This window comes from Polaribacter sp. Hel1_33_96 (genome assembly GCF_002846595.1).
Classification (GTDB): domain Bacteria; phylum Bacteroidota; class Bacteroidia; order Flavobacteriales; family Flavobacteriaceae; genus Polaribacter.
Map to the genome: position 1 here is coordinate 1207998 of NZ_PJMV01000001.1, position 23040 is coordinate 1231037.

Consider the following 23040-nt stretch of genomic DNA (forward strand, 5'->3'; position numbering starts at 1 on the left):
TTATTGATGTATTTTAAGGTTTTCGATTAATGAGAAAGCGTTGCAAAATCTTTGATTTACAATAGAATCTCCATAAACTTCTATTTTTGCAAAGATGAAATTTTGTTCATTTATTTTGATGAAAACATGACAAGTTTGATAATTAAATTGCCCTTTATTTCCTTTATAAATAATATAAATAGATGGTTTTTCTAAAAGTGTAATTTTTTTTGATTTTGTTTTCACCAAGCTTCTTGCTAAGTTGTCTTGTTCTTGTTGAAGCATAAAAGCGTCATCAAAATTTACATTATTATTGATATAAGTTATATCTAATAAAACAGTTTCTGTAAGCTGTTTAGTTGTATCTGCTGCAAAAATTGATGATTGTATTTCATCTTGATATAAATTGATTTTCCAATTTTCAGGAAGTTTTACAGAAAACATGTTTTTAAGACCTTCAACTTCTTCCAAATTTTTAAAGGTTGATGAATTACAATTAAAAGCTTCATCAACTTCTGATTGTTTCTTGCAAGAAAAATAGAGGAGTATAGTAAAAAGTATTAAAATTGATGTTCTCATTTATTTTAAAATCAGTTTTCCAATTTTTTGAGAACCACTTAACCAAGCAGTATCTTTATCTACAAATTTAATGGTATAATAAGATTCTTTAGAAACTTCTGTCCAAGTATTTCCTGAATCATTGGAAAACGAAATGCCTGTTTTACCAACAGCGAAAACTTCTTTTCCATTTGTGTTAGGCACATATTGCACACAACTTTTATAATTCGGGTTTTGATTATTGGCAACTAAAGTCCAAGTTTTTCCACCATCTTTTGTAATTGCTTTATTGCCCTTGTTTTCTTCGGGTTTAGAATAATCCCCACCAATTACAATTCCATTTTTTTCATCAGTAAAATCAATTGAATAGATTCCTTGAGGTCCATTTCCTTGAATAATTGGTGTTTCAAAAATGTCCCAAGTAACGCCATAATCTTCAGATTTTAAAACACGTGCTTTTGTTCCGCCAGAAGCAACCCAAACTGTACTTCCCATTGTTTTAATGTTCGTATTACTTGCTGCAAAAAAAGCTTCTCCTTCTGCAAATTTTGGCAAATTTGCACATGAGATTTTGCGCCAAGAGTTACCTCCGTCGGAAGTTAAAATAATGGACGCACATTCTTCTGTTGGATCTCCAACCGCAATTCCGTGTTTACCATCATCAAAAAATTGTAATGCATCATAGAATGCTTTTTTATGATTTTCAGTATAAACTAAGGCTGTTTTATTTTTAGAAATTTTATACAATAATGCGGGATTCGCAATTGAAAGCGCAAATAGGTTATCGCCATTTTTGGCTAAACTTCTAAAGTTTGGAATGATAGAATCTTGATAGGTAATGTGTTTTATTAACCAAGATTTCCCTCCATCTGCTGTAGAACCAAAATCGCCCTTAGAGCCTACATAATAAATTGTTTCTGAATTGGTTCCTTGTATTGCTCTGATATTTGTACTGTCTATTTTAAACTCTTGGATTTCAATATTTTCAATAATTCTTGGTATGTATTCACTCGAACAAGAAATGATTATTAGGAAAGTGAATATTAATATTGATATTCTTTTCATTTTTGATATTTTTATACGACTAAATTAAACAAATCATTTGTAGTTTATGAAAAAAGCATTGGTAATTTCTGGAGGAGGAAGTAAAGGAGCATTTGCAGGAGGAGTTGCACAATATTTAATGAAAAAAGAAAATAGAGATTATGATTTGTTTGTAGGTACATCTACGGGTAGTTTAATGGTGTCGCATCTAGCTTTGGGTATGCTAGATGAATTAAAAGAACTTTATACGAACGTAAATCAAAAAACTATTTTCAGTAATAATCCTTTTCATATTAAAAGGGTCGCTGGGGAAAAAGTAGTAAGTATTAACCATTTAAATACGCTTTGGAACTTTTTAAACGGAAGAAAAACATTTGGCGAAAGTAAAAACTTACGGAAGTTGATAAAAGAAAATGTTACAAGAAAGATGTTTGAAGAAATTCAGAAAACGGATAAAGAGGTTGTGGTAACAGTTTCCAATTTAACCGCCAATCAAATCGAATATAAATCTAGTAATGATTGTTCTTATGAAGATTTTTGTGACTGGATTTGGGGTTCTTGCAACTATGTGCCTTTCATGAGTTTATTGGAAAAAAATCATTGTCAATATGCAGATGGGGGGTTTGGTGCTTTAGTGCCAATAAGAGAAGCAATTTTAAGAGGTGCAACAGAAATTGATGCTATTATCTTGGAAACTGAAGTTACCCAGATTAACAAAATACCTTCTAAAAATCCTTTTTCATTGCTGTTTGACGTTTTCGATTTTATGCTTGCTCACGTCGAAAAACATAATATAACTATTGGAAAATTAGCAGCAAACCACAAGGGTGTAAAATTGAATATTTATTATACACCAACAGTTTTAACAACAAATTCTTTAGTTTTTGACCAAAAGTTGATGCGTAAATGGTGGAAATCTGGTTTTAAATATGCCAAATCTAAAAGAGAGGAATTAATGACTGAATTCAGGCCTGATGTATTATCATAACAAATTAAGAATGAAAGAGTAAGTATAGAAAGCTAAGTTTTATGCCAATAATAAATCCAGCTTTTTAGCTGAATTTATATTTTATTTGTAGAATTACTTCTTAAATTCGATAAACATATAATCTTTTGCAGGTGTTGCTAATTTTGAGTTGTAAACTTCATTAAAATCATGAGAAACAATTGTTTTTTGATTTCCTTTAGACCCTGTTGTAATATAAACTAGAGTTCTATCTAATAAAGGATCTGAACGTTCTCCAAGAACTCCTAAATTATTATAATCTTCCCCTAATTCTATCCCTGGTAAAGTATTTCCTGGGATAATTCCATCAGGATAATTTTTATTGTCTTTATTACTTATTTCTAAAACCAAAGGTTGCATTGCATATTTGTGCTTTGAATTGAGGTTGCTGCCACTTTTTTGTAAGTTGTCAGAATCATACAAGGTAATCGACCCCACTTGTTTTCCTCTCGTAGTTTTACCAACTAATTGCACGTCTATATGAGAGCTTAGAGAATTAATAACCAATTCTGAGGCAGAGGCAGAGCTATATGTTGTTATAAAATAAACATTATCTAAACCTAAACTATTAATAGTTTCTTGTAAAATTAAATTTCCTTGAGAATCGGTATTTCTAATTTCATCTGTAAAGTAATTTAAAAATCTTTCTTCAGGTAAAGCACTTTTAACTTTATCATTCCAGATTTCTTGAGAGTATAAAGCCCCATTAAACTGGCCAGTAACCATGCTTCCTAAATAGGTTGCAGTGCTTACAGAGCCTCCACCGTTATATCTTAAATCAATAACTAATTCGTTAATACCTTCTGATTTAAAATTAGAGAAGGCAGCATTTAATTGACTATCATAATTTTTAGCAAATTGATTGTATAACAGGTAACCTATTTTTTTAGTTCCTTCAGTAAAAACTTTAGTGATGGCAACAGGATTTTCTTGTATTTCTTCTTTTGTTAATAAAACAGCATTACTATTAGAGTTTGGAGAGCCATTATTATAAGCGGCAAACCCAACTGTATAACTATTATTATCATTAAATAATAAATTTTGGTAATTGGTTAATGTTAATTGAGTACCATCTATAGAGTTAAAAATATTACCTCTAGAAACGCCTTTAGACTCTGCATCAGAATTAGCAACGACATAACGCACATATCCAAAAACATTATCAGATTCATTCTTATATTTCACTAGTCCAAATTCCATTCCATTACTTAGATTAATTCCTTGAAAAGAATTTTCTAAAGCAACATAATCGTTCACGATCCAAGAAAAACGATCTATAGTTCCTGGCTCGTAGCGTAAATTTTCAAACACATCCTCAGGTGAAGAATATCCACGAAAATAGAGATATAAGTCAGCGAAATTTGCAAACCGCTTATCAGCTAAATCAGGTACATCTTGTTGCCATAAATAAAAGGTATTCAAACCTTTCCAAATAAAATAGTTAATTTCATCATTTACATTTACATCAACTCCGTAAGTTTTTGTTTTTTCACAAGAAGTAAATAAAAAAATGATAGTTAAAACACTGATTGTAAAAAATCTCTTCATTCTTAATTGGTATTTGGTAAATCTTGACGTATGAACACGCCATGATCAATTTCTCTTTGAGCACTAATAGTATTAAATAAATACTCAAAATTATTAGGATTACATATATTATTTGTGCCTGTATTTCTTGTAGAAACATATTCTATAACTTTATGCAAAATGGGGTCTGAGGTTTCGCCTAATACACCTAAATTTAAAACATCTTCATTTGCACAAAGTGCTAAATTTGGTGCAAATCCGTTTTCATAGCTTTCATCGTTTTTATTTAGAAAACTTAAAACAACTGGTTGCAAAGCGACTGTGTGAGCGTTGTTTTTTAAAGGAAAATTATAGTCATCTGAATTGTATAGTGTAATAGAGCCAGTACTATTACCGGCAGTTTGATTTCCAATAAGGTGTACATTTATGTGTGATTTTAAACTGTTAATTAACAATTCAATGGCTGATGACCCCGTAAAATTATCACCATTTAAAATGATATATACATCTGTCAAATTTAAGCTATTAATATTGGTTGTTGTATTTAACGATTCTGGAAATCTCGTCAATAAAGAGTCTGGTTGATTTGCTAAAAACCAAGGTTGTGCTTTTACATTCCATTTTTCTTTAATGAGAACTTCATTTATAAATTGACCTGAAATCATACTCGAAATTTGTGAAATATTTTTCGCAAAACTACCACCGCCAATATTATATCTTAAATCTAAAATTAGTTCACTTACTTGTTTATTTTTAAAATTTAAGAATGTATTATTTAAATTATTTATATAATTTTTTGAAAAATCATTATGATACATTAAGTACCCTATAGTATTACCATCAGATAAGAAAGTATTTTCTAACCTCATAGGGTTATGCGTATAATTTTTTTTCACTAATTCAGTCTTTTTACTCTTTAGTGCTACATCTTTTCCATCATAATCTACCATTACTAATTTTAAAGTGTCTTGATTATAATTTAATAATAAATCTTCATAATTTTCCTTTGTTAAATTTAGTGTGTCGTTATCTATATTTACAATAGCAGAAAAATAATCGCCTCTAGAAATTGCCTGAGTGGATGCGTAAGAAAATGGAAGGATATCCAAAACATAACCAACCACAGTATCTGAATCTTGCTCTTTAATTAAACCAAATTCTAAACCAGTTGTAAACGAAGTTCTCAATTCAGGATCAACAATAATATTATAGTCTTCTATTAAATTCGATTTTATATCCGAAGGAATTAATAAACTTGAAAACAACGTGTTATAATCAGTAAACGTAGTTAAGTAAGTATTTAGGTTTTTATCAGAATTAAAACGTGTATCAGCCAAATCGGTAATTTCATCTTGATGCAAATAATATGCATTTAAACCTTTCCAAACAAAATCATGAATAACTAAGTTTTGAGGAATTTCGTATTCTTTTGAGCAACTAGTAAAGGTGTATGTTAATATTAAAAGGCAAATAATTCTAAAAAAATCCCTCATTTAAGTATTTATGGTTATTGTGATAAATTTAACGCAATTTAAACATATTTAGTATTTTTTTATAATTTGCTTGTAACAAAATAAATTTTGTTTCGTCGTAATCAGGTAAATCTGATATAATAGATGAAAAAATATTAGAAAAGCAAACATAAATAATGAACCAATCAGACTTTTTAAAAGTAGTTTTACCATTTAAAGATAAGGTCTTTAGATTAGCAAAAAGGTTGCTAGTTTCTGCGGAGGAAGCTGAAGATGCTACTCAAGAATTGTATTTTAAATTGTGGAGAAGTAAAGAGAAAATTGCTGATTACAAAAATGTTGAGGCGTTTGCAATGACGATGACAAAAAATTATTGTTATGACAGATTAAAATCAAAACAAGCAAGTAATTTAACATTAATTCACAGTAATTATAAAGAGAAAGAAACATCTTTAGATAAAAAAATGGAATATCAAGACAGTGTAAACCAAGTGCACAAATTGATAGAGAAATTACCAGAACAACAAAAAATTATTATTCAATTAAGAGATGTTGAGCAATATGATTTTAAAGAAATCTGTGTAATGGTAGATATGAAACCAACAGCAGTTCGGGTGGCATTATCTAGAGCAAGAAAAACAATACGAGAAGAACTCATTAAAAAACACAACTATGGAGTTAGCTAACATAGAAAAATTAGTAGAAAAATACTTAGATGCAGAAACTACTTTGCAAGAAGAAACAACCTTAAAAAACTATTTTAAAGAAGGTTTTGTTGCACCTCATTTGCAAGAATATGCGTTTATGTTTAATTATTTTGCTTCTGCCAAAGATGAAACTTATACAAAAACCATTGAGTTAGAACCTAAGAGATCTAAAAAAAGAAACTTTAAATGGTTATCTGTAGCGGCATCAGTAATGCTTTTGTTTAGTGTATTTATTAGCAAACAAGAATATGAAAAGCACCAGGCAAAAAAACAGTTTGAACAAATAAGTAAAGGATTAAGATTGTTATCTTCAAACCTTAAAAAAGGAGAAAATGCAGTCGCGAGTTTATATACTTATGAAAACACTGTAAATAAAATATTAAAATAAAACCAAGTAAAAATTAATAGAACCAAGTAAACAAAGAAATCATGAAAAAAATATTAGTATTAATAGCATTCGTAGTTGCTCCAATGGTGACCAATGCGCAATCATTTTTTGAGGCCTTAGAAGATATGGATGGGGTAGATGTTGTTGTTGTAACCAAAGACGCTTTTGAGTTAATCTCTAAGTTCAAAAATATAAAGATTGATGATAATGAAGGAATGAAAGTCTTTCAAATGATTCAAGATTTAAAAGAATTTAAAATGTTTTCTACAGAAAACATAGCTGTAGCAAGTAAAATGGGTAACATGGTAAATACTGCCATTAAAAAACAGAATTTAACAGAGTTAATGCGCATTAAAGAAGATGACTCTCGTGTAAAAATTTATGTAAAAGCAAGTAAAAACAAAGATTATGTTAGCGAAGTTTTAATGTTTGTTAAAGGTATCAGTAAAAAAACAAATAAAATGTCTGAAGCTATGGTTATCTCTTTAACAGGTAATATAGACATTAACAAGATGTCCGAGTTAGCCGATACTTTTACGAAAAACAAATAGTAAAATCAATATTTAAAAGTCAGGTTTTTTAAATCTGACTTTTATCAATTAAAACATATATAATGAAAAAATTAACCACCATATTTTCTTTAGTCTTTTTGGTATTATTTGCTAGTGCTTGCAAAAATGAAAAATCGCTACAAAGTTATTTAGTAGAATCCAGCGGCAGGGATGGTTTTTTTACAGGAGATTTGCCTGTAAGCTCTATATTATCTGTAAAAGCAGATGTTTCTGATGAAATAAAAGAGACTATGAAAAGTATCAAAAAAATTAATGTAGCTTTCTTAAGAAAAACAGATGATAATTCTACTACGTATGAAGTTGAAATAGGAACATTAAAAAACATTTTCACTAGCGAAGATTATAAGAGTTTAGGCAGTATAAAAGCAAAAGGAATGAACATGAAAGTTTATTATACAGGAAATACAGACTCTTTAAATGAGGTTATTGTTTTTGGTTATAGTAAAGAAGCTGGAGTGGGAGTCGCAAGATTATTAGGCGAGAATATGAATCCTGTAAAAATAATAGAAATGATGAATAGTGTAAATATGGATGCCAATAATCTAGAAAGTTTTAGCACTATTTTTGCAGGAAAATAAAGGCCAATTGCAAATATTTTTAAAGTCTATAATTTTTTAAAAAATTATAGACTTTCTTTTTTAAGTTTCTTTTTCTTTTAATCATTTTAACTGCTCATTAACAAGTTCTTCCTTCATATTTCTTATTTTTGAAGCGATAGAAAATATTTTATGAAATATCAGAAAATAGTTGTGGTTTTTTTTATGTTGATTGGTTTCGTTAGTATTGCGCAAAATGCATCCTACAAACCAGAAAAAGAAAAAATCCATGATTTAGTGCACACGAAATTAAAAGTAGATTTTAATTTTGAAGATAAAACTATGAATGGTGAAGCTTGGTTAACTGCAAAACCACATTTTTACAGTAAGAACAAAATAACTCTAGATGCGAAAGCAATGCTAATTCATGAAGTTTCCATGGATGATAAAAAGCTAAACTATTTTTATGACAATTTAAAATTAAGTATTGATTTACCAAGAACATTCAACAGAGCTGAAGAATTTACTATTTATATAAAATATACAGCACAACCTGAAAAAGTATATCAAAAGGGAAGTACAGCAATTACAGGGGCAAAAGGACTTTATTTTATAAATGCAGATGGATCTGATAAAAATAAGCCAACACAAATCTGGACACAGGGTGAAACTGAAGCAAGTAGCTGTTGGTTTCCTACTTTAGATGCTCCGAATCAAAAAACATCTCAAGAAATTTATATTACGGTTCCAAATAAATATGTAACGCTTTCTAACGGCGAATTGGTAAGTCAAGTTAATAAGGGAAACAATAGAATAGATTATTGGAAGTTTGATAAAAAACATGCTCCTTATTTATTTTTTATGGGAATTGGTGTATATGAAATTGTGCAAGACTCATATAAAAATATTCCTGTAAATTATTATGTAGAAAAAGAATATGCGCCTTTTGCAAAAGATATTTTTGGTTTAACACCAGAAATGATTGGTTTCTTTTCCGATAAATTAGGCGTTGAATATCCTTGGAATAAATACAGTCAAATTGTTGGTAGAGACTATGTTTCTGGAGCTATGGAAAATACCACTGCTGTTATGCATGGCGAAAGAGCATATCAGAAACCCGGACAGTTAATTGATGAAAATGTGCAAGAAAACACGATAGCTCATGAACTTTTTCATCACTGGTTTGGGGATTTAGTTACTTCTGAAAGTTGGAGCAATTTAACATTAAATGAGTCTTTTGCGAATTATAGCGAGTATTTATGGAGAGAATATAAATACGGAAAAGTAAATTCTGAAATGCATTTTTATAAAAATATGCAAGCTTATTTAAAAGGACAAAGTGAAAACAAGCATTTAGTCCGTTTTGATTATAATGATAAAGAAGATATGTTCGATTTGGTTAGCTATAATAAAGGTGGATCAATTTTACATATGTTGCGATCGTATTTAGGCGATGAAGCTTTTTTCTTAGGCTTAAAGGAGTATTTGACTACCTATAAATATCAAACAGCAGAAGTGCATCAGCTGCGGTTAATTTTTGAAAAACTCACAGGGAAAGATTTGAACTGGTTCTTTAATCAATGGTATTTTGGAGGTGGTCATCCAAATATTGAAATTTCATATGATTATAATACCTTAAGAAAAACAGTGACTGTAAATGTGATTCAGTTACAAACAGAAAAGTTTAAATTCCCTTTTGCAATTGATGTTTTTGAAGCGTCAAAAAGAACGAGACATCATGTTTTTGTGGATGGTAATGATGCTTCTTTTACCTTTCCATACAGAAAACAGCCTAATTTAATTCAGGTGAATGCAGATGGAGCTTTACTTTGTGTTATCAATGAAAATAAAGTTTTAAGTGATTATATTTTCCAGCTTAAAAATGCGGATAATTATGGACATAGAAGAGAGGCTTTTTTGGAGGTAGCAAAGAAACAAGACGATAAAATTGCTTTTAGTGCGGTTGTCGGTGCTTTAGATGATGAAGCTTATGAAATTAGAATTTTAGCTCTACAAAAGATAGATTTAATTAATAAGTTTTCTAAAAAAAATGCCATTAAAAAAATTATGGAGATTGCGAATACTGATGTAAAAACGTTAGTTCAAGCAGAGGCAATTAATACTTTAGGTAAATTAACAGATCCTGAATTAAAATCTATTTTTGAAAAAGGATTACAGAGTAAATCGTATTCTGTGTTGGGTAAAGCCTTAGTTTCTATGTATTACATTGATAAACAAATTGCAATCGCAAAATCAAAAGAATTTCCAGATGAAATTAGAAAAATTTTAGCAACACCTTTAACAAGAATTTTCATTGAAGAAAAAGATGATTCTGAACTCCCTTTTATTGCAAAAAGTGTGGTTTCTGGGATGTTTTTATCTGGAGATGATGCGACTAAAGTATTGTTCCAGAAAGCATTTAAACAAATTTCAGAAAGCAATAATACGCTAGCGATACAGAATGTGGTCGATGATATGATTTTAAAAGGAAATCAATATAAAAGTTTTAATTTTGATAAAGTTGTTATTAATTTAATGAGGACAATGATACAAGAGCAAAAGAAAGCTAACAAATTAAATAGAGAAAAAAACATAGAAATTATTAAAATGGCAATGACGAAGTTACTCTAGTTTTATTGTTAAATCAGTCAATATTAAGGTTGTTTTTTTGAAATAAAAAAAAAAGAGACAAGAACTTTTTTCAGAAACAAGTAGATTTATTATAGTACATACTTTTCGAAAATATCTTGTAACTCTTTTTTAGGGTCATTGCAAAGTCCGGGGTGAGTTTTAGAGCTTTGTATTATTGTGCTTCTGCAAGAAGCTAACCATCTAAATCTATCAGAAATTTCTAGTTCACCAATTTTACCTCCAGAAGATTTTCCGTCGCAAATTAATTTCCAAGCATTTAAATAACCATTTAATAAATCCAATTCTATTTCAGGTGAAAAAGCTTTCAATTTATCTTTATTGATTTCATATTTAATACCTAAAAAATTTTTTCTTTTTGAAAAAAGGATAACGCCAACATTAAAGAATTCTTCGCGTTCCACTTTAGGTACAATTCTAATAATTGCATATTCAAATGTGTATTTATCTTGCATCTTCAGCCTCTTTTACTAGTACATCAATCATTAAAAGTTTTGCATTTAAAAATGCTATATAGGCAGCTCTCATTTCGTCAGAATTTAAAAAATCTCCTTCACTTAGTAACCAATCTTCAGGTATTTTAGATATAATTTCAGTGATTGTGTCAATATTTATCCTTTGTTTAATTTTTGCTGAAGCTTCTGATAATAAAGTTGCTTTAGTTAAGAGTACATGATCTTTTATCAAAGGAAAAGTCTTTTTGAGATGATTTTCCCAAGTTTGCCAGTTATGATGAAAGTATAAACTTGCTCCATGATCAATAATCCACAATTCGTTATTCCATTTGAGTAAATTTGTATTTTTAGCTGTTCTGTCTATATTACTAATTAAACTGTCTAAAAGTACCACTTTAGAAGCAGTTAATGAATCTACTTTAGATACCAAAGGATCGTACGTAATAGCACTTGATAAAAAATGCAATCCAAGGTTTAAGCCTACGCTAAATTTTAATAAATCTTGAATTTCCTCATCAGGTTCTGTTTTACTAAAAGAATCATCTAAGTTCATAAAAACTAATTCAGGAACTTTTAAACTAATAGCTCTTGCAAGTTCGCCACCTATAAATTCTGCTATTAAGGCTTTTTTCCCTTGTCCAGCTCCTCTGAATTTTAGTACATATAAAAAACCATCATCAGCTTTTACAATAGCAGGTAAAGAGCCACCTTCTCGCAAAGGAGAAATATATTGAACAACATTTACAGTTCTAATTTCAATTGTATTCATTATTGCTAAAATATAATATTTAGACAAATTCAAAACAAAAAAGGAAGCTTCAATTTGTGATTAATTTTCTTCAATTTTCAACTACTTTCTATACTCTTCAAAAGTGCCGTCATTATAAAAAACAACAATTCTTTGAATCTTTTTCTTATCATTAGAGCTGGTAGCGAATACCGTTGGAGTAGAAGCGGGGTTTGTAAGTTCTGCTTTTTTAGGAAAAGAACCATCTCCATGCAGCAGCCAATGTATGTCTACATCCTTAAATTCTGAAGTTGTTTTTAAAATAAAATCTAAACTTGGTTTGTTTCTTCCAGACAAAATATGCGATATACTTGAACGCTGAACACCAATTTTATCTGCGAATAAAGAAGCAGATAATTGATGAAAATCCATTACTTTTTTTATTCTACTTGTAAAGTCTAAGCTGTTTATCATTGTAAATACTTGTTGTATTACAAATGTAAATCAAACTTATGAAACAACAAAATAGAATGTTTTAAATGTTAATATGAATTTATTTTACATTAAACTAATACTTTATATTTTATGTGTAAAATGTTTATATAAAGTATTTTAATTAAAATTATAATCAATTATAAAAACATCTCATATTTTATAATTTAAGAACGTTAGGTAAAAAGATTTTTGGTTTACAAAAGTAACTATAGTTTGTGAAAATTCGATTTACATTTGTAACAATACTTTATTTTACATTTGTAACATTTATATAGGTTGCTTATTTTCAAAAATGTAAATTTGTTTTTCTAAATAGAATATCAAGTGCAAATTTTATCACCAGAGTTATTAAAGAATATTTTTAAAGCTCAAAAAGAATCATCTCTTTTTGGCAAGTGGATTACTCTTAAAAATATTGAAAACCTATTTTTAAAATATCAAGAAGCTTTTGAAATTAAACATTTAGGATTTTCTGAACAGGAAAGACCAATTTATAAATTAAAAATAGGTAAGGGAAAAAAGAAAATTTTATTATGGTCTCAAATGCATGGAAATGAAAGTACAGGTACAAAAGCATTGTTTGATATATTCAATTGCTTTTCTACTTGTTCTGACAATGAATTTAAAATTATTTTAAAAGAATGTACTTTAGTTTTTATACCCATGTTAAATCCTGATGGCTCTCAAGCGTATACAAGAGTTAATGCAAATAATGTAGATTTAAATAGAGATGCAGTAAATAGAGTTGCAAAAGAAAGTAATCTGTTAAGAGATACTTTAGAGGAATTCAATCCACAGTTTTGTTTTAATTTACATGATCAAAGAACTATTTTTGGCGTAGAAGGAACTAAAAACCCAGCAACTATTTCTTTTTTAGCTCCCTCAGAAGAGGAAACTAGAGCCTTAACAAAAGGTAGAATTCAAACCATGGATGTTATTGTTGCTATGAACAGATTGTTGCAAAAACTTATACCTGATTTTGTTGGTAGATATACAGATGAATTTTACCCCACTGCGACAGGAGATAACTTTCAAAAACTAGGATATAATACAATTTTAATTGAATCGGGTCATTTTCCTGATGACTATCAAAGAGAAATTGCGCGAGAGCATACTTTTTATGCAATTATACAAGGATTGTATCACATTGCAACTTCCGATAATTTTAACGATTATGAATCCTATTTTACAATTCCAAATAATACTAAAATTTTCTACGATGTTATCCATAGATATTCCATTTCAAAAGAAGATGTAGCTTATCAATATATAGATGAAATTATGAATGATCAATTAGTTTCAAAATTGAATAAAGTTGATGAAAAAGACCAAAAACTGAAATTTGGACATAACGAAATCGTTTTCGAAAGCAAAAAACATTAAACTTTTCTCACTTTTTATTGTTTTAAATTAAATTAAATTCATAAATTTGCCATATAAATTGAATAATATATAAAATTATGAAAAAGTTCATCTTAGACGAAATAGATCATCAAATATTAGATATCTTAATAGAGAATGCCAGAACACCATTTACGGATATTGCAAAACAATTATTAGTTTCTGCAGGAACAATTCATGTGCGTGTAAAAAAAATGGAAGATGAAGGTATTATTCAAGGTTCTACTTTAACCTTAAACTATGAAAAAATGGGTTATTCTTTCATAGCGCATGTTGGAGTGTTTTTAGAAAAAACTTCTATGACGCAAAATGTGATTGAAAACTTAAGGAAAATACCAAATGTAACAGTAGCGTACGTAACAGCGGGTAAGTATAATATTTTCTGTAAGGTGAGAGCAAAAGGAACGAATGACGCGAAAGACATCATTTATGAAATAGATGAAATTCCGGGAGTAAATAGAACGGAAACGATGATTGCTCTTGAGGAAAGTATTAATGATAAGAAAAGAATGATGCACGCAATTTTTAAAGAATTGTAATTTTAAAAATAAGATATTTTGAATATTTAAAATCCTCATCAATTGATGAGGATTTTTTTATGGAATAAACATCTTTATCTGTATGTTTGTTAAATTATGTAATTTATAATTTATGAGCCCAAAAATTGAATATAATTCAAATAACAACTTAGATAAAAGTGTATTATTGAATTTGTACAAAAGCATGTTAAAACCTCGTTTGATTGAGGAGAAAATGCTAATTTTATTACGTCAGGGTAAAATTTCTAAATGGTTTTCTGGTATTGGTCAAGAAGCAATTTCTATAGGAGTTACATGTGCTCTAGATAAAGACGAATATATTTTACCAATGCATAGAAATTTAGGAGTTTTTACAACTAGAAAAATTCCATTACATAGATTGTTTTCTCAGTGGCAAGGTAAAATGAATGGTTTTACAAAGGGTAGAGATAGAAGTTTTCATTTTGGGACCCAAGAATATAATATTATAGGAATGATTTCGCATTTAGGTCCGCAATTAGGGGTGGCAGATGGAATTGCTCTAGCTAATAAGCTGAAGAATAATAATAAGGTTTGTGCTGTTTTTACCGGAGAAGGAGGCACTAGCGAAGGTGATTTTCATGAAGCTTTAAATGTAGCTTCAGTTTGGAATTTACCTGTTTTATTTTGCGTAGAAAATAACGGTTATGGGTTATCTACGCCTACAGAAGAACAATTTAATTGTGAAAATATTTCGGATAAGGGAATTGGTTATGGCATGGAAAGTCATATTATTGACGGTAATAATATTCTTGAAGTATATACAAAAGTTCTTGCGTTAGCTAAAAGTGTCCGTAAAAATCCAAGACCCGTTTTATTAGAGTTTAAAACTTTTAGAATACGAGGACATGAAGAAGCAAGTGGTACAAAATATGTTCCTCAAGATGTATTAGATTTTTGGACAGCAAAAGATCCTATAGAAAATTATCAAGAGTATTTAATAAACAAAGGTATTCTTACTGAGGAGATTGAAGTTGCTTATAAAGAAGAAATAGTGCATGAAATAAATGAGCATCTTAATATGGCTTTTGATGAAGAAAAAATAATTCCAAATTTAAAAACTGAAATTAAGGATGTTTATAAAGAGTTTAATTATAAAGAAGTAAAACCATCATTAAAAAAAACAAAAATTCGTCTAGTAGATGCTATTTCTGATGGATTAAAACTGTCCATGGAAAAACATAATGATTTGGTCATTATGGGACAAGACGTTGCAGAATATGGGGGAGTATTTAAAATTACAAATGGTTTTGTAAAGGCTTTTGGTAAAGAAAGGGTAAGAAACACTCCGATTTGTGAATCAGCCATTGTTGCTGCAGCATATGGTTTATCGGTAAACGGAATAAAATCAGTAATGGAAATGCAATTTGCAGATTTTGCCTCCTCAGGATTTAATCCCATTGTGAACTTGTTGGCAAAATCACATTATAGGTGGTCTGAAAATGCAGATGTTGTAATCAGAATGCCTTGTGGAGCAGGAGTAGGAGCTGGCCCATTTCATAGTCAGACAAATGAGGCATGGTTTACAAAAACACCAGGCTTAAAAGTGATTTATCCTGCATTTCCACAAGATGCAAAAGGCTTATTAGCGTCTGCTATTAATGATCCAAACCCTGTGTTGTTTTTTGAACATAAGGAACTCTATAGGTCTATATATCAAGAAGTTTCTGACGGTTATTTTACAACTGAAATTGGTAAAGCTGCTGTTTTGAAAAAAGGAAATCATATAACAATTATTAGTTACGGAGCGGCCGTTCATTGGGTGCTGGAAGCTTTAGAAACTTTATTGGATATTTCTGCAGATGTAATTGATTTAAGAACCCTGCAACCTCTAGATGTAGAAACAATTTATCAATCTGTTAGAAAAACAGGAAAAGCACTTTTAGTGCAAGAAGATTCTATGTTTGGCGGAATTGCAAGTGATATTTCCGCTTTAATCAATGAAAATTGTTTTGAGTTTTTAGACGCACCAGTAAAACGTGTGGCGAGTATAGATACGCCAATTCCTTTTCAATCAGATTTAGAACAACAATATTTAGGGAAATCAACCTTATTAGAAGCAATTCAAGATTTACATAATTATTGATTATATTTAGCATTCGAAAAAAAAATCATTTATGAACAATAAACAAATTATTTTTAAACAACGTCCTTCTGGGGTTCCGAATGCAGATACATGGCAATTAGAATCAAATCCAATTCCTGAATTAGAAGAAGGAGAAATTTTAGTACAACATCACTATATTTCTTTAGATCCTGCAATGCGGGGTTGGATGAATGACACAAAATCATATATTCCACCAGTTGCTATAGATGATGTAATGAGAGCAGGTTCAGTAGGAAAAGTGATTAAAAATAATGGAAATCCTAAATTTGAAGTTGGAGATTGCGTTACAAGTTGGGGAGGTGTGCAACAATATGCAATTACCAATGGAGATGGTTGGTACAAAGTGGATGAGCGTTTAGCACCAATGCCAATGTATATTGGTACTTTAGGGATGCCAGGGATGACCGCTTACTTTGGAATTACAGAAGTTGGTAAAATTAAAGAAGGAGATATTGTATTAGTCTCTGGTGCTGCAGGTGCTGTTGGAAGTATTGTAGGACAAATTGCAAAAATTAAGGGATGTACAGTAATCGGTATTGCTGGCGGAAAAGAGAAATGTGATTATCTTATTAATGAATTAGGTTTTGATGAAGCTATAGACTATAAATCTGAAAATATTTATACAGCATTAAAGAAAAAGTGTCCAAAAGGAGTGGATGTATATTTTGATAATGTTGGTGGGGTTATTTTAGATGCTGCTTTAAGTAAACTAAGAATGCACGCAAAAGTTGTTATTTGTGGAGCAATTTCTCAATATAACAACAAATCTAAAATTGATGGACCTAGTAATTATTTATCTTTATTAGTAACCCGTTCTACAATGCAAGGAATGGTGGTTATGGATTATACTGAAAAATTTGGGGAAGCTGCGCAGCAAATGGGTATGTGGATGAAAGAAGGTAAACTAAAATCTAAAGAAGATATTTATGAAGGGATAGAAAATTTTCAGGAAACTTACAATAGATTATTTTCTGGGGATAAAAAAGGTAAACTTGTTTTAAAAGTAATTGAAGATTAGTGGAACATTTTTTTCAATGTCCATATTGTTGGGAAGAAATTTCAATGATTTTAGATGCAAGTGTTCAGGAACAAACGTATATAGAAGATTGTGAAGTTTGTTGCAATCCCATAGAATTAACAGCTGCTTTTGAAGAAAATGAATTGATTCGATTTGATTCTGAATCGATAGAGCAATAAAATAGTATTAGATAAAGATTCATAGAGAATTTGAAAATTTTTCTTTATGAATCTTTTTTTTTCGCGTGAAATAAGAGTCCTTATAATTTGTTGTTATTCACTAAAAGTTAGATGAATATCTATATCAAAGGATTTCTCCAAGAAAATTGTTCAAATAAAGCAATCCAATCTTTTGGAAAAGTAGCTTTTAAAATTGTTTTTTCTGAGGTAAAAGGGTTTATAAACTCGAGTTTTCCTGCATGTAAAAACAAGTTTTTACATCCAAAATTTTCATCAAACATTACATTGTGGTTTTTATCACCATATTTAGAATCTCCAATTAAAGGATGACTAATTTTATTAGTGTGTACTCTTAACTGATGCATTCTTCCTGTTTTTGGTGCTAATTCAACGAAGCTATACCGAGAAGAATCATAGGGTTTTACAGGGATATTTAAAAGGACCGTTTCTAACGTTTTTAACTCTGTTAATGCTTCTTTATGTATTTTTCCATCTCTTCCTTTTACAGGAGAATCTATGGTTCTAGTCTCCGGAGAAAATCCACGAACAATACCAAAATAGGTTTTCTGAATTTCTTTATTGGTAAACAATTCTTGAAATTTAGAAACAAAACGAGTTTCTTTTGCCAACATCATAATTCCTGAAGTTTTTCGATCTAACCTGTGCACTGGATATACCTTTAAACCTCTCTCTTTTTGTATAATTTGTAATAAAGAATCCTCATCTGCAACATTTCTAGAATGAAATGCATGATGGGTCAGAACATTATTGGGTTTTGTGACGCACAAAAGATATTCATCTTCAAAGATAATTTCTAAACTCATATTTTAAGTTGATTTTAAAACTAGGCCTTCCTTTTTTTTAAATTTTAAAGAGGCAATTAACAATAAAGACAAAAATCCACAAACAAAAAAACCAATAAAAAGAGGTAGCGCAGTCTCGTTAATATAACTTCCTATAAATGTGGCTATTGGTACTGCCATAATTGTAGAAACAAAACCATTTATTGCAGCTCCAATGCCAGCAATATGTCCAATATGTTCCATGGCCAGCGCTCTCGTATTTCCAAAAAGAAAACCAATAGAAAAGAATTGTAAGCCGAAAAATACAATTAAAACATAAATACTTGGATTCTTTTCTCCAGAAAACAGGACTATATAAAAAACTGGAATTATCGTAAATACCATGGTAAAGATTGACACCAATTTATGCATACCAATCTTTACAACTAGTTTTCCGTTTAAAAAAGTTGCCAAACCAATACTTATGGCTAGACCGGCAAAAATAAATGGAAACTCTTCTTTTAGGTGGTATTGTTCTTCAAATATTCGTTGACTTGCACTTAAATAGACCATGAAAGAACCCGTAATAAAACCGGAAAATAAGGTAAAAATAACAGCATATTTGTGTGTTATAAATTCTTTTGTGCCCTCTATAAAAAGGGAAAATTTAAATTTTTTACGATGTGCTATTTTTAATGTTTCTGGTTGCCGTTTCCATACCCAAATCATGGTAAAAAAACCAAATAACAGCTGACTATAAAAAATAGATTTCCATCCATATATATCTAACATTAGCTTTCCTATTGCAGGAGCAACTACCGGTACGAGAATAAAGATCACCACAATAAAAGACATTATTTTCGCCATGTAATTACCGCTAAAACGATCTCTAACCATTGCTATGCTAATAGTTCTTGGAGCAGAGAGCCCTATTCCTTGTAAAATTCTGCCTACAATCATGATTTCTAAACTAGATGCAAAAACACATATTAAACTAGCAAAAGCAAAAACGATAAAACCTCCATAAATAATTGGTTTTCTGCCAAAACTATCTGATAAAGGTCCTGAAATAAGTTGTCCAAAACCCAATCCCAAAAAAATCATTGTTATAAATAACTGATTGTTTTTTGGGTTTACAATATGTATTGCTTTACTGATATCTGCAATTGCTGGTAATAAGGCATCGATAGATAATGCCACTAATGACATTAAAGATGCCATTACAATTATAAATTCTAGTTCTGATTTCTGTTTTATTTCCACGGGTCAAAAATACCTTTATTTAAATTTAATAAGAGTTTAAAATTTAAAAAAATAAAGTAAGGATGAGGTCACTAAACTAGCAACTTTAACATTATTTAGTAAAGTATCTAATTTATTAAGTTCCGATTATAGGTGTTAGGCTATCTGTTTTAAAAGATTATAATTTTTATATACGGAATATGTAAATAATTTTAAAACCTAATAAAAATCATGTTTTTAATTTTATAAAGTTTTTAAATTTATGGGGCAAACTTATAAATATATCTTTATGAAAATATATGATGATAAACACATAAAAAACATTGTTTTTGTGGGTGCTCATAATAGTGGTAAGACCACTTTAGCTGAAACAATGTTGTATGAGGCAGGAATTATTAAAAGAAGAGGAACAATTGAGAATAAAAACACTGTTTCAGATTATCATGAGATAGAACATCAAAGAGAGGCCTCAGTTTTTGCAACACCCTTGCACACAGAATGGAGAAATTATAAGATTAATATTATAGATACACCTGGTTTAGATGACTTTATAGGAGAAATTATTTCTTCAATTAGAGTTTCTGATACAATAACAACCGTTATAAATGCCAAATATGGTGTTGAAATTGGGACAGAAATTATTTGGAATTATATTGACAAATACCACAAGCCAACACTTTTTGTGGTAAACCAAATAGACCATAAGCAAGCTGATTTTGAAAATAGTTTTAATAGTATAAAGCAACTAGTTGGTAGCAATGCTATAAAAATTCAATATCCTTTAATTATGGATGGTAACCAATGCATTATTGACGTTTTAAAGATGAAAATGTACAAATTTGATGCACAAGGAGGGAAGCCTGAAAAATTTTCAATTCCTAAAGAACAACTTGAAACTGCCAATCAACTGCATAATGAGTTAGTAGAAAAAGCAGCAGAAAATGATGAAGAATTAATGGAACTTTTTTTTGATAAAGGCACATTAAATGAAGATGAAATGCGAAAAGGAATTAAGAAAGGAATGTTAAATCATGATCTTTTTCCTGTTTTTTGTGTTTCTGCATTAAAAAATATGGGAATTGGTCGTTTAATGGGTTTTATAGATAATGTTGCACCAGCAGCTTCAGATCTTAAACCAGAACAAAGTTTAGAAGGAAATGAAATACAGCGCAACAAAGATGCAGATCCTGTTTTGTTTGTGTTCAAAACAACATATCAACCAAATCTTGGTCAAATTACCTTTTTTAAAGTAAAATCTGGTGAAGTACATGTAAATGACAAATTGATAAATAGCAGAAATGGTGAAACAGAAACGATCAATCAATTATATATTATGGATGGCAAAAATAAAGAACCCGTTGATAAATTATCTACAGGAGATATTGGTGCCACTACCAAATTAAAATTTACGGAAACAAATGATACTTTATCAACTAAAGAAAAAGGTTTTACGATTAAACCAATTCAGTATCCAGATGCAAGAATTACGAAAGCTGTTTTCGCGGAGAATACAAAAGACGAAGAAAAATTAAGTGAATCTTTAAGACGTTTACAAAGTCAGGATCCAACAATTGTGCTGAGTTATTCTAAAGAAACTAAAGAAACTTTATTAGGTTGTCAAGGAGAATTGCATCTAGCCACTATCACTTGGATTTTGGAACATGTTTACGGTATAAAAGTGGGATTTAAAAAACCAAAAATTCAATATAGAGAAACTATACAGCGCTCTGCGACGGCAAATTACAGACATAAAAAACAATCTGGAGGTTCTGGACAGTTCGCACAAGTTCATATGAAAATAGCACCTTGGTATGAAAATATGCCAGAGCCAGAAGGGTTTAATATAAGAGGTAAAGAAGTGGTAGATTTAACTTGGGGAGGCAAACTAGTATTTTATAATTGTATTGTTGGTGGGGCTATAGATACGCGTTATTTACCATCAGTACTTAAAGGGATTTTAGAAGTGATGGAATCTGGGCCGTTAACAAAATCATTTGCAAGAGATATTAGAGTAATGGTGTATGATGGAAAAATGCATTCAGTAGATTCGAATGATATTTCTTTTAAAATAGCCGCTGCAAATGCATTTAAAGAAGCATTTTTAAATGCAAATCCCAGATTGTTAGAACCTACAAAAGAAATTTCTATAAAAGTACCGGAGCAAATGATGGGGAATGTAATGACAGAGTTACAGTCGAGAAGGTCTATGATTCTAGGAATTGAAACTCAAGATAATTATCAAATTTTAAAATGCATAACTCCGGCGGTAGAATTGTTTGGGTTTTCTACTGTTTTGAGATCTATAACGCAAGGAAAAGCGACCTTTAGTGCTGTCTTTTCGTCCTATCAAACAGTTCCTGCAAATGTTCAAAAAGAGTTATTTGTTCAATCAGTTTAATTTAAATAATTTATAAAATGCAAACCAAAATATCACTTGTAAGTGATTTTAAATTTAATTTAGAAACTTGGCGAAAAGAGTTGAGTTTTCATTTTGATGAAATGTGCACGTTTGAAGAAAAACTAGAAGAAGTTGCTGAAAGAGAATATAACAAAAACGCTTTAATTCCTTTAGAGCAATTTCAAAATAGAATTTTAATTGAAAAAGATGTAATTTCAAAATTAAAGCACAGATGTAAAAATGAATTGACTATTCTCAATAGTCATAAACTTAATGAAAATTATTTTGGAGAACACAAACCTATAGTTGAAGATATGAGAACTTATATTAAAATGCACTATGAATTGAAAGAAGAAATTACGGCTTATTTTTTAAAGTGGTTGGATTAATACAAGTTGTTGGTTAATTTGTATTCTCAAATAGGAGGCATTTTTCAAATTGAACGTTAGAGGTATTATAGAGTAGGTTTATATATTATCAAAAAACCTATTTAACATAATATAAATTATAGTACATTTATGTAGTAATTTCTGTATAGCCGTATTTCAGGCTATTTACATATAATATCAGATATAATGTCTTTAGACTTATATCGATAGATATTATGTTAAAAGCAATTACGGCTAATTAACTTTTAGCTTTTAAATGATAGCTATAATTCTATATTATGTAAAATAGCCTAGAAAGACTTGTAAGCAACATAAATATTCGTTTGGTGGTGCTTTACAATTCGTCAACAAGTATTCATTAAACTTGTTTATAAATCTCATATTTTAGAAAAACTAAAGATAATTCTTCAAATACGTTATTATAAGAAAATTTAGAATTATAAATCTGTAGCTATAATTCGACATTATGTAAAATTGCCGCTCGCAAACGCTCGATTGCTTTTTAAAAATAATTATGCTACACAGTAATTTTTTTAAACACAATTATCCATCGCTTGCCACCGCCAAAATAAAAGCTAACCTTTTTGCTCTTATTAAAAATCGCGTATTCGATAAAATGTACGTCATAAAAAATTTCACGCGATTCTCGTGGATTGCCACAAGAGCATAAATTTTAAGAAAACAACTTTTTAGGAGATTCACGAACACATTTGAAGTTTCTGCAAATAATTAAATATGTGAGTGAAAAAAAATTCTATGCACTTGTTATATTTAATCTTTCAATTAATCTTTTTTTTCTTCTTTCATTATCTTTTGTCTTGAAACAAAAGAAACAAAAATTCAAGGCTGCAT

Annotated in this window: 22 protein-coding genes; 13 read left to right on the top strand and 9 right to left on the bottom strand. The window is 29.7% G+C overall.

Annotated elements, in window-relative coordinates:
* The gene (locus tag ATE90_RS05410) at window positions 1-558 is read right to left on the bottom strand and encodes a hypothetical protein (protein ID WP_036786493.1); all 558 of its coding nucleotides are present in this window, start codon (window positions 556-558) and stop codon (window positions 1-3) included.
* A complete protein-coding gene (locus ATE90_RS05415) occupies window positions 559-1602 on the bottom strand; it encodes a WD40/YVTN/BNR-like repeat-containing protein (RefSeq protein ID WP_036786491.1) in 1044 nt (347 codons plus the stop codon). It lies immediately after the preceding gene.
* Window positions 1603-1648: 46 nt separating this feature from the next.
* Here ATE90_RS05415 and ATE90_RS05420 point away from each other — a divergent pair, with 46 nt between their 5' ends.
* The gene (locus tag ATE90_RS05420) at window positions 1649-2569 is read left to right on the top strand and encodes a patatin-like phospholipase family protein (protein ID WP_036786489.1); all 921 of its coding nucleotides are present in this window, start codon (window positions 1649-1651) and stop codon (window positions 2567-2569) included.
* Between the two features lie 93 nt (window positions 2570-2662).
* Here the strand turns inward: ATE90_RS05420 and ATE90_RS05425 are convergent, their stop codons facing one another.
* Window positions 2663-4135 carry a S41 family peptidase gene (locus tag ATE90_RS05425; protein WP_036786487.1) on the bottom strand — a complete coding sequence of 491 codons (1473 nt, stop codon included), beginning with the start codon at window positions 4133-4135 and terminating at the stop codon, window positions 2663-2665.
* Between the two features lie 2 nt (window positions 4136-4137).
* Window positions 4138-5607, bottom strand: a complete 1470-nt coding sequence (locus ATE90_RS05430; protein WP_036786486.1) for a S41 family peptidase — start codon at window positions 5605-5607, stop codon at window positions 4138-4140.
* Window positions 5608-5762: 155 nt separating this feature from the next.
* Here ATE90_RS05430 and ATE90_RS05435 point away from each other — a divergent pair, with 155 nt between their 5' ends.
* The 5 genes from ATE90_RS05435 to ATE90_RS05455 all read left to right on the top strand — a co-directional run bounded on the left by ATE90_RS05435 (window position 5763) and on the right by ATE90_RS05455 (window position 10420).
* A complete protein-coding gene (locus ATE90_RS05435) occupies window positions 5763-6272 on the top strand; it encodes an RNA polymerase sigma factor (RefSeq protein WP_036786484.1) in 510 nt (169 codons plus the stop codon).
* Window positions 6259-6681 carry a hypothetical protein gene (locus ATE90_RS05440; protein ID WP_036786482.1) on the top strand — a complete coding sequence of 141 codons (423 nt, stop codon included), beginning with the start codon at window positions 6259-6261 and terminating at the stop codon, window positions 6679-6681. The genes ATE90_RS05435 and ATE90_RS05440 overlap by 14 nt, the downstream gene beginning before the upstream one ends.
* Window positions 6682-6722: 41 nt before the next feature.
* On the top strand, window positions 6723-7232 hold the full coding sequence (locus ATE90_RS05445) for a DUF4252 domain-containing protein (RefSeq protein ID WP_036786481.1): 510 nt from the start codon (window positions 6723-6725) through the stop codon (window positions 7230-7232).
* 62 nt (window positions 7233-7294) lie between these two features.
* Entirely contained in the window at window positions 7295-7831 is a 537-nt protein-coding gene (locus ATE90_RS05450; RefSeq protein WP_036786479.1) for a DUF4252 domain-containing protein, read from the top strand.
* A gap of 150 nt (window positions 7832-7981) precedes the next feature.
* A complete protein-coding gene (locus ATE90_RS05455) occupies window positions 7982-10420 on the top strand; it encodes a M1 family metallopeptidase (protein WP_036786477.1) in 2439 nt (812 codons plus the stop codon).
* A gap of 89 nt (window positions 10421-10509) precedes the next feature.
* Here the strand turns inward: ATE90_RS05455 and ATE90_RS05460 are convergent, their stop codons facing one another.
* The 3 genes from ATE90_RS05460 to ATE90_RS05470 all read right to left on the bottom strand — a co-directional run bounded on the left by ATE90_RS05460 (window position 10510) and on the right by ATE90_RS05470 (window position 12094).
* Window positions 10510-10893, bottom strand: a complete 384-nt coding sequence (locus ATE90_RS05460; protein WP_036786475.1) for a DUF3037 domain-containing protein — start codon at window positions 10891-10893, stop codon at window positions 10510-10512.
* Entirely contained in the window at window positions 10883-11662 is a 780-nt protein-coding gene (locus ATE90_RS05465) for a HipA family kinase (RefSeq protein WP_036786473.1), read from the bottom strand. Before ATE90_RS05465 ends, ATE90_RS05460 begins: the two co-directional genes overlap by 11 nt.
* An 81-nt stretch (window positions 11663-11743) precedes the next feature.
* Window positions 11744-12094 (bottom strand): helix-turn-helix domain-containing protein, encoded by a 351-nt coding sequence (locus ATE90_RS05470; RefSeq protein WP_036786471.1) that lies wholly within the window; start codon window positions 12092-12094, stop codon window positions 11744-11746.
* 345 nt (window positions 12095-12439) lie between these two features.
* Between ATE90_RS05470 and ATE90_RS05475 the strand changes: the two genes are divergently transcribed.
* From ATE90_RS05475 to ATE90_RS05495, 5 genes are all read left to right on the top strand, one after another.
* Window positions 12440-13498, top strand: a complete 1059-nt coding sequence (locus tag ATE90_RS05475; protein WP_036786469.1) for a M14 family zinc carboxypeptidase — start codon at window positions 12440-12442, stop codon at window positions 13496-13498.
* 77 nt (window positions 13499-13575) lie between these two features.
* On the top strand, window positions 13576-14055 hold the full coding sequence (locus ATE90_RS05480; protein WP_036786467.1) for an Lrp/AsnC family transcriptional regulator: 480 nt from the start codon (window positions 13576-13578) through the stop codon (window positions 14053-14055).
* Window positions 14056-14167: 112 nt separating this feature from the next.
* Window positions 14168-16159, top strand: a complete 1992-nt coding sequence (locus ATE90_RS05485; protein WP_036786465.1) for an alpha-ketoacid dehydrogenase subunit alpha/beta — start codon at window positions 14168-14170, stop codon at window positions 16157-16159.
* 31 nt (window positions 16160-16190) lie between these two features.
* Window positions 16191-17198, top strand: a complete 1008-nt coding sequence (locus ATE90_RS05490; protein ID WP_036786463.1) for an NADP-dependent oxidoreductase — start codon at window positions 16191-16193, stop codon at window positions 17196-17198.
* Window positions 17198-17377 carry a CPXCG motif-containing cysteine-rich protein gene (locus ATE90_RS05495; protein ID WP_036786460.1) on the top strand — a complete coding sequence of 60 codons (180 nt, stop codon included), beginning with the start codon at window positions 17198-17200 and terminating at the stop codon, window positions 17375-17377. The genes ATE90_RS05490 and ATE90_RS05495 overlap by 1 nt, the downstream gene beginning before the upstream one ends.
* A gap of 119 nt (window positions 17378-17496) precedes the next feature.
* Here ATE90_RS05495 and ATE90_RS05500 read toward each other — a convergent pair whose 3' ends face one another.
* A complete protein-coding gene (locus ATE90_RS05500) occupies window positions 17497-18201 on the bottom strand; it encodes a pseudouridine synthase (RefSeq protein ID WP_036786458.1) in 705 nt (234 codons plus the stop codon).
* Between the two features lie 3 nt (window positions 18202-18204).
* Window positions 18205-19422, bottom strand: coding sequence for a multidrug effflux MFS transporter (locus tag ATE90_RS05505; RefSeq protein WP_036786456.1), 1218 nt, complete (start codon window positions 19420-19422; stop codon window positions 18205-18207).
* Between the two features lie 268 nt (window positions 19423-19690).
* Between ATE90_RS05505 and ATE90_RS05510 the strand changes: the two genes are divergently transcribed.
* On the top strand, window positions 19691-21799 hold the full coding sequence (locus ATE90_RS05510) for an elongation factor G (RefSeq protein WP_101451513.1): 2109 nt from the start codon (window positions 19691-19693) through the stop codon (window positions 21797-21799).
* Between the two features lie 17 nt (window positions 21800-21816).
* A complete protein-coding gene (locus ATE90_RS05515) occupies window positions 21817-22188 on the top strand; it encodes a hypothetical protein (protein ID WP_036786454.1) in 372 nt (123 codons plus the stop codon).
* The last annotated feature ends 852 nt before the right edge of the window (window positions 22189-23040 follow it).

Coding starts and splice junctions, on each gene's coding strand:
- ATE90_RS05445 (WP_036786481.1), top strand. CDS start 6,723: ATGAAAAAAATATTAGTATTAATAGCATTCGTAGTTGCTCCAATGGTG.
- ATE90_RS05480 (WP_036786467.1), top strand. CDS start 13,576: ATGAAAAAGTTCATCTTAGACGAAATAGATCATCAAATATTAGATATC.
- ATE90_RS05410 (WP_036786493.1), bottom strand. CDS start 558: ATGAGAACATCAATTTTAATACTTTTTACTATACTCCTCTATTTTTCT.
- ATE90_RS05415 (WP_036786491.1), bottom strand. CDS start 1,602: ATGAAAAGAATATCAATATTAATATTCACTTTCCTAATAATCATTTCT.
- ATE90_RS05420 (WP_036786489.1), top strand. CDS start 1,649: ATGAAAAAAGCATTGGTAATTTCTGGAGGAGGAAGTAAAGGAGCATTT.
- ATE90_RS05460 (WP_036786475.1), bottom strand. CDS start 10,893: ATGCAAGATAAATACACATTTGAATATGCAATTATTAGAATTGTACCT.
- ATE90_RS05470 (WP_036786471.1), bottom strand. CDS start 12,094: ATGATAAACAGCTTAGACTTTACAAGTAGAATAAAAAAAGTAATGGAT.
- ATE90_RS05515 (WP_036786454.1), top strand. CDS start 21,817: ATGCAAACCAAAATATCACTTGTAAGTGATTTTAAATTTAATTTAGAA.
- ATE90_RS05465 (WP_036786473.1), bottom strand. CDS start 11,662: ATGAATACAATTGAAATTAGAACTGTAAATGTTGTTCAATATATTTCT.
- ATE90_RS05435 (WP_036786484.1), top strand. CDS start 5,763: ATGAACCAATCAGACTTTTTAAAAGTAGTTTTACCATTTAAAGATAAG.
- ATE90_RS05500 (WP_036786458.1), bottom strand. CDS start 18,201: ATGAGTTTAGAAATTATCTTTGAAGATGAATATCTTTTGTGCGTCACA.
- ATE90_RS05485 (WP_036786465.1), top strand. CDS start 14,168: ATGAGCCCAAAAATTGAATATAATTCAAATAACAACTTAGATAAAAGT.
- ATE90_RS05510 (WP_101451513.1), top strand. CDS start 19,691: ATGAAAATATATGATGATAAACACATAAAAAACATTGTTTTTGTGGGT.
- ATE90_RS05455 (WP_036786477.1), top strand. CDS start 7,982: ATGAAATATCAGAAAATAGTTGTGGTTTTTTTTATGTTGATTGGTTTC.
- ATE90_RS05450 (WP_036786479.1), top strand. CDS start 7,295: ATGAAAAAATTAACCACCATATTTTCTTTAGTCTTTTTGGTATTATTT.
- ATE90_RS05430 (WP_036786486.1), bottom strand. CDS start 5,607: ATGAGGGATTTTTTTAGAATTATTTGCCTTTTAATATTAACATACACC.
- ATE90_RS05490 (WP_036786463.1), top strand. CDS start 16,191: ATGAACAATAAACAAATTATTTTTAAACAACGTCCTTCTGGGGTTCCG.
- ATE90_RS05440 (WP_036786482.1), top strand. CDS start 6,259: ATGGAGTTAGCTAACATAGAAAAATTAGTAGAAAAATACTTAGATGCA.
- ATE90_RS05425 (WP_036786487.1), bottom strand. CDS start 4,135: ATGAAGAGATTTTTTACAATCAGTGTTTTAACTATCATTTTTTTATTT.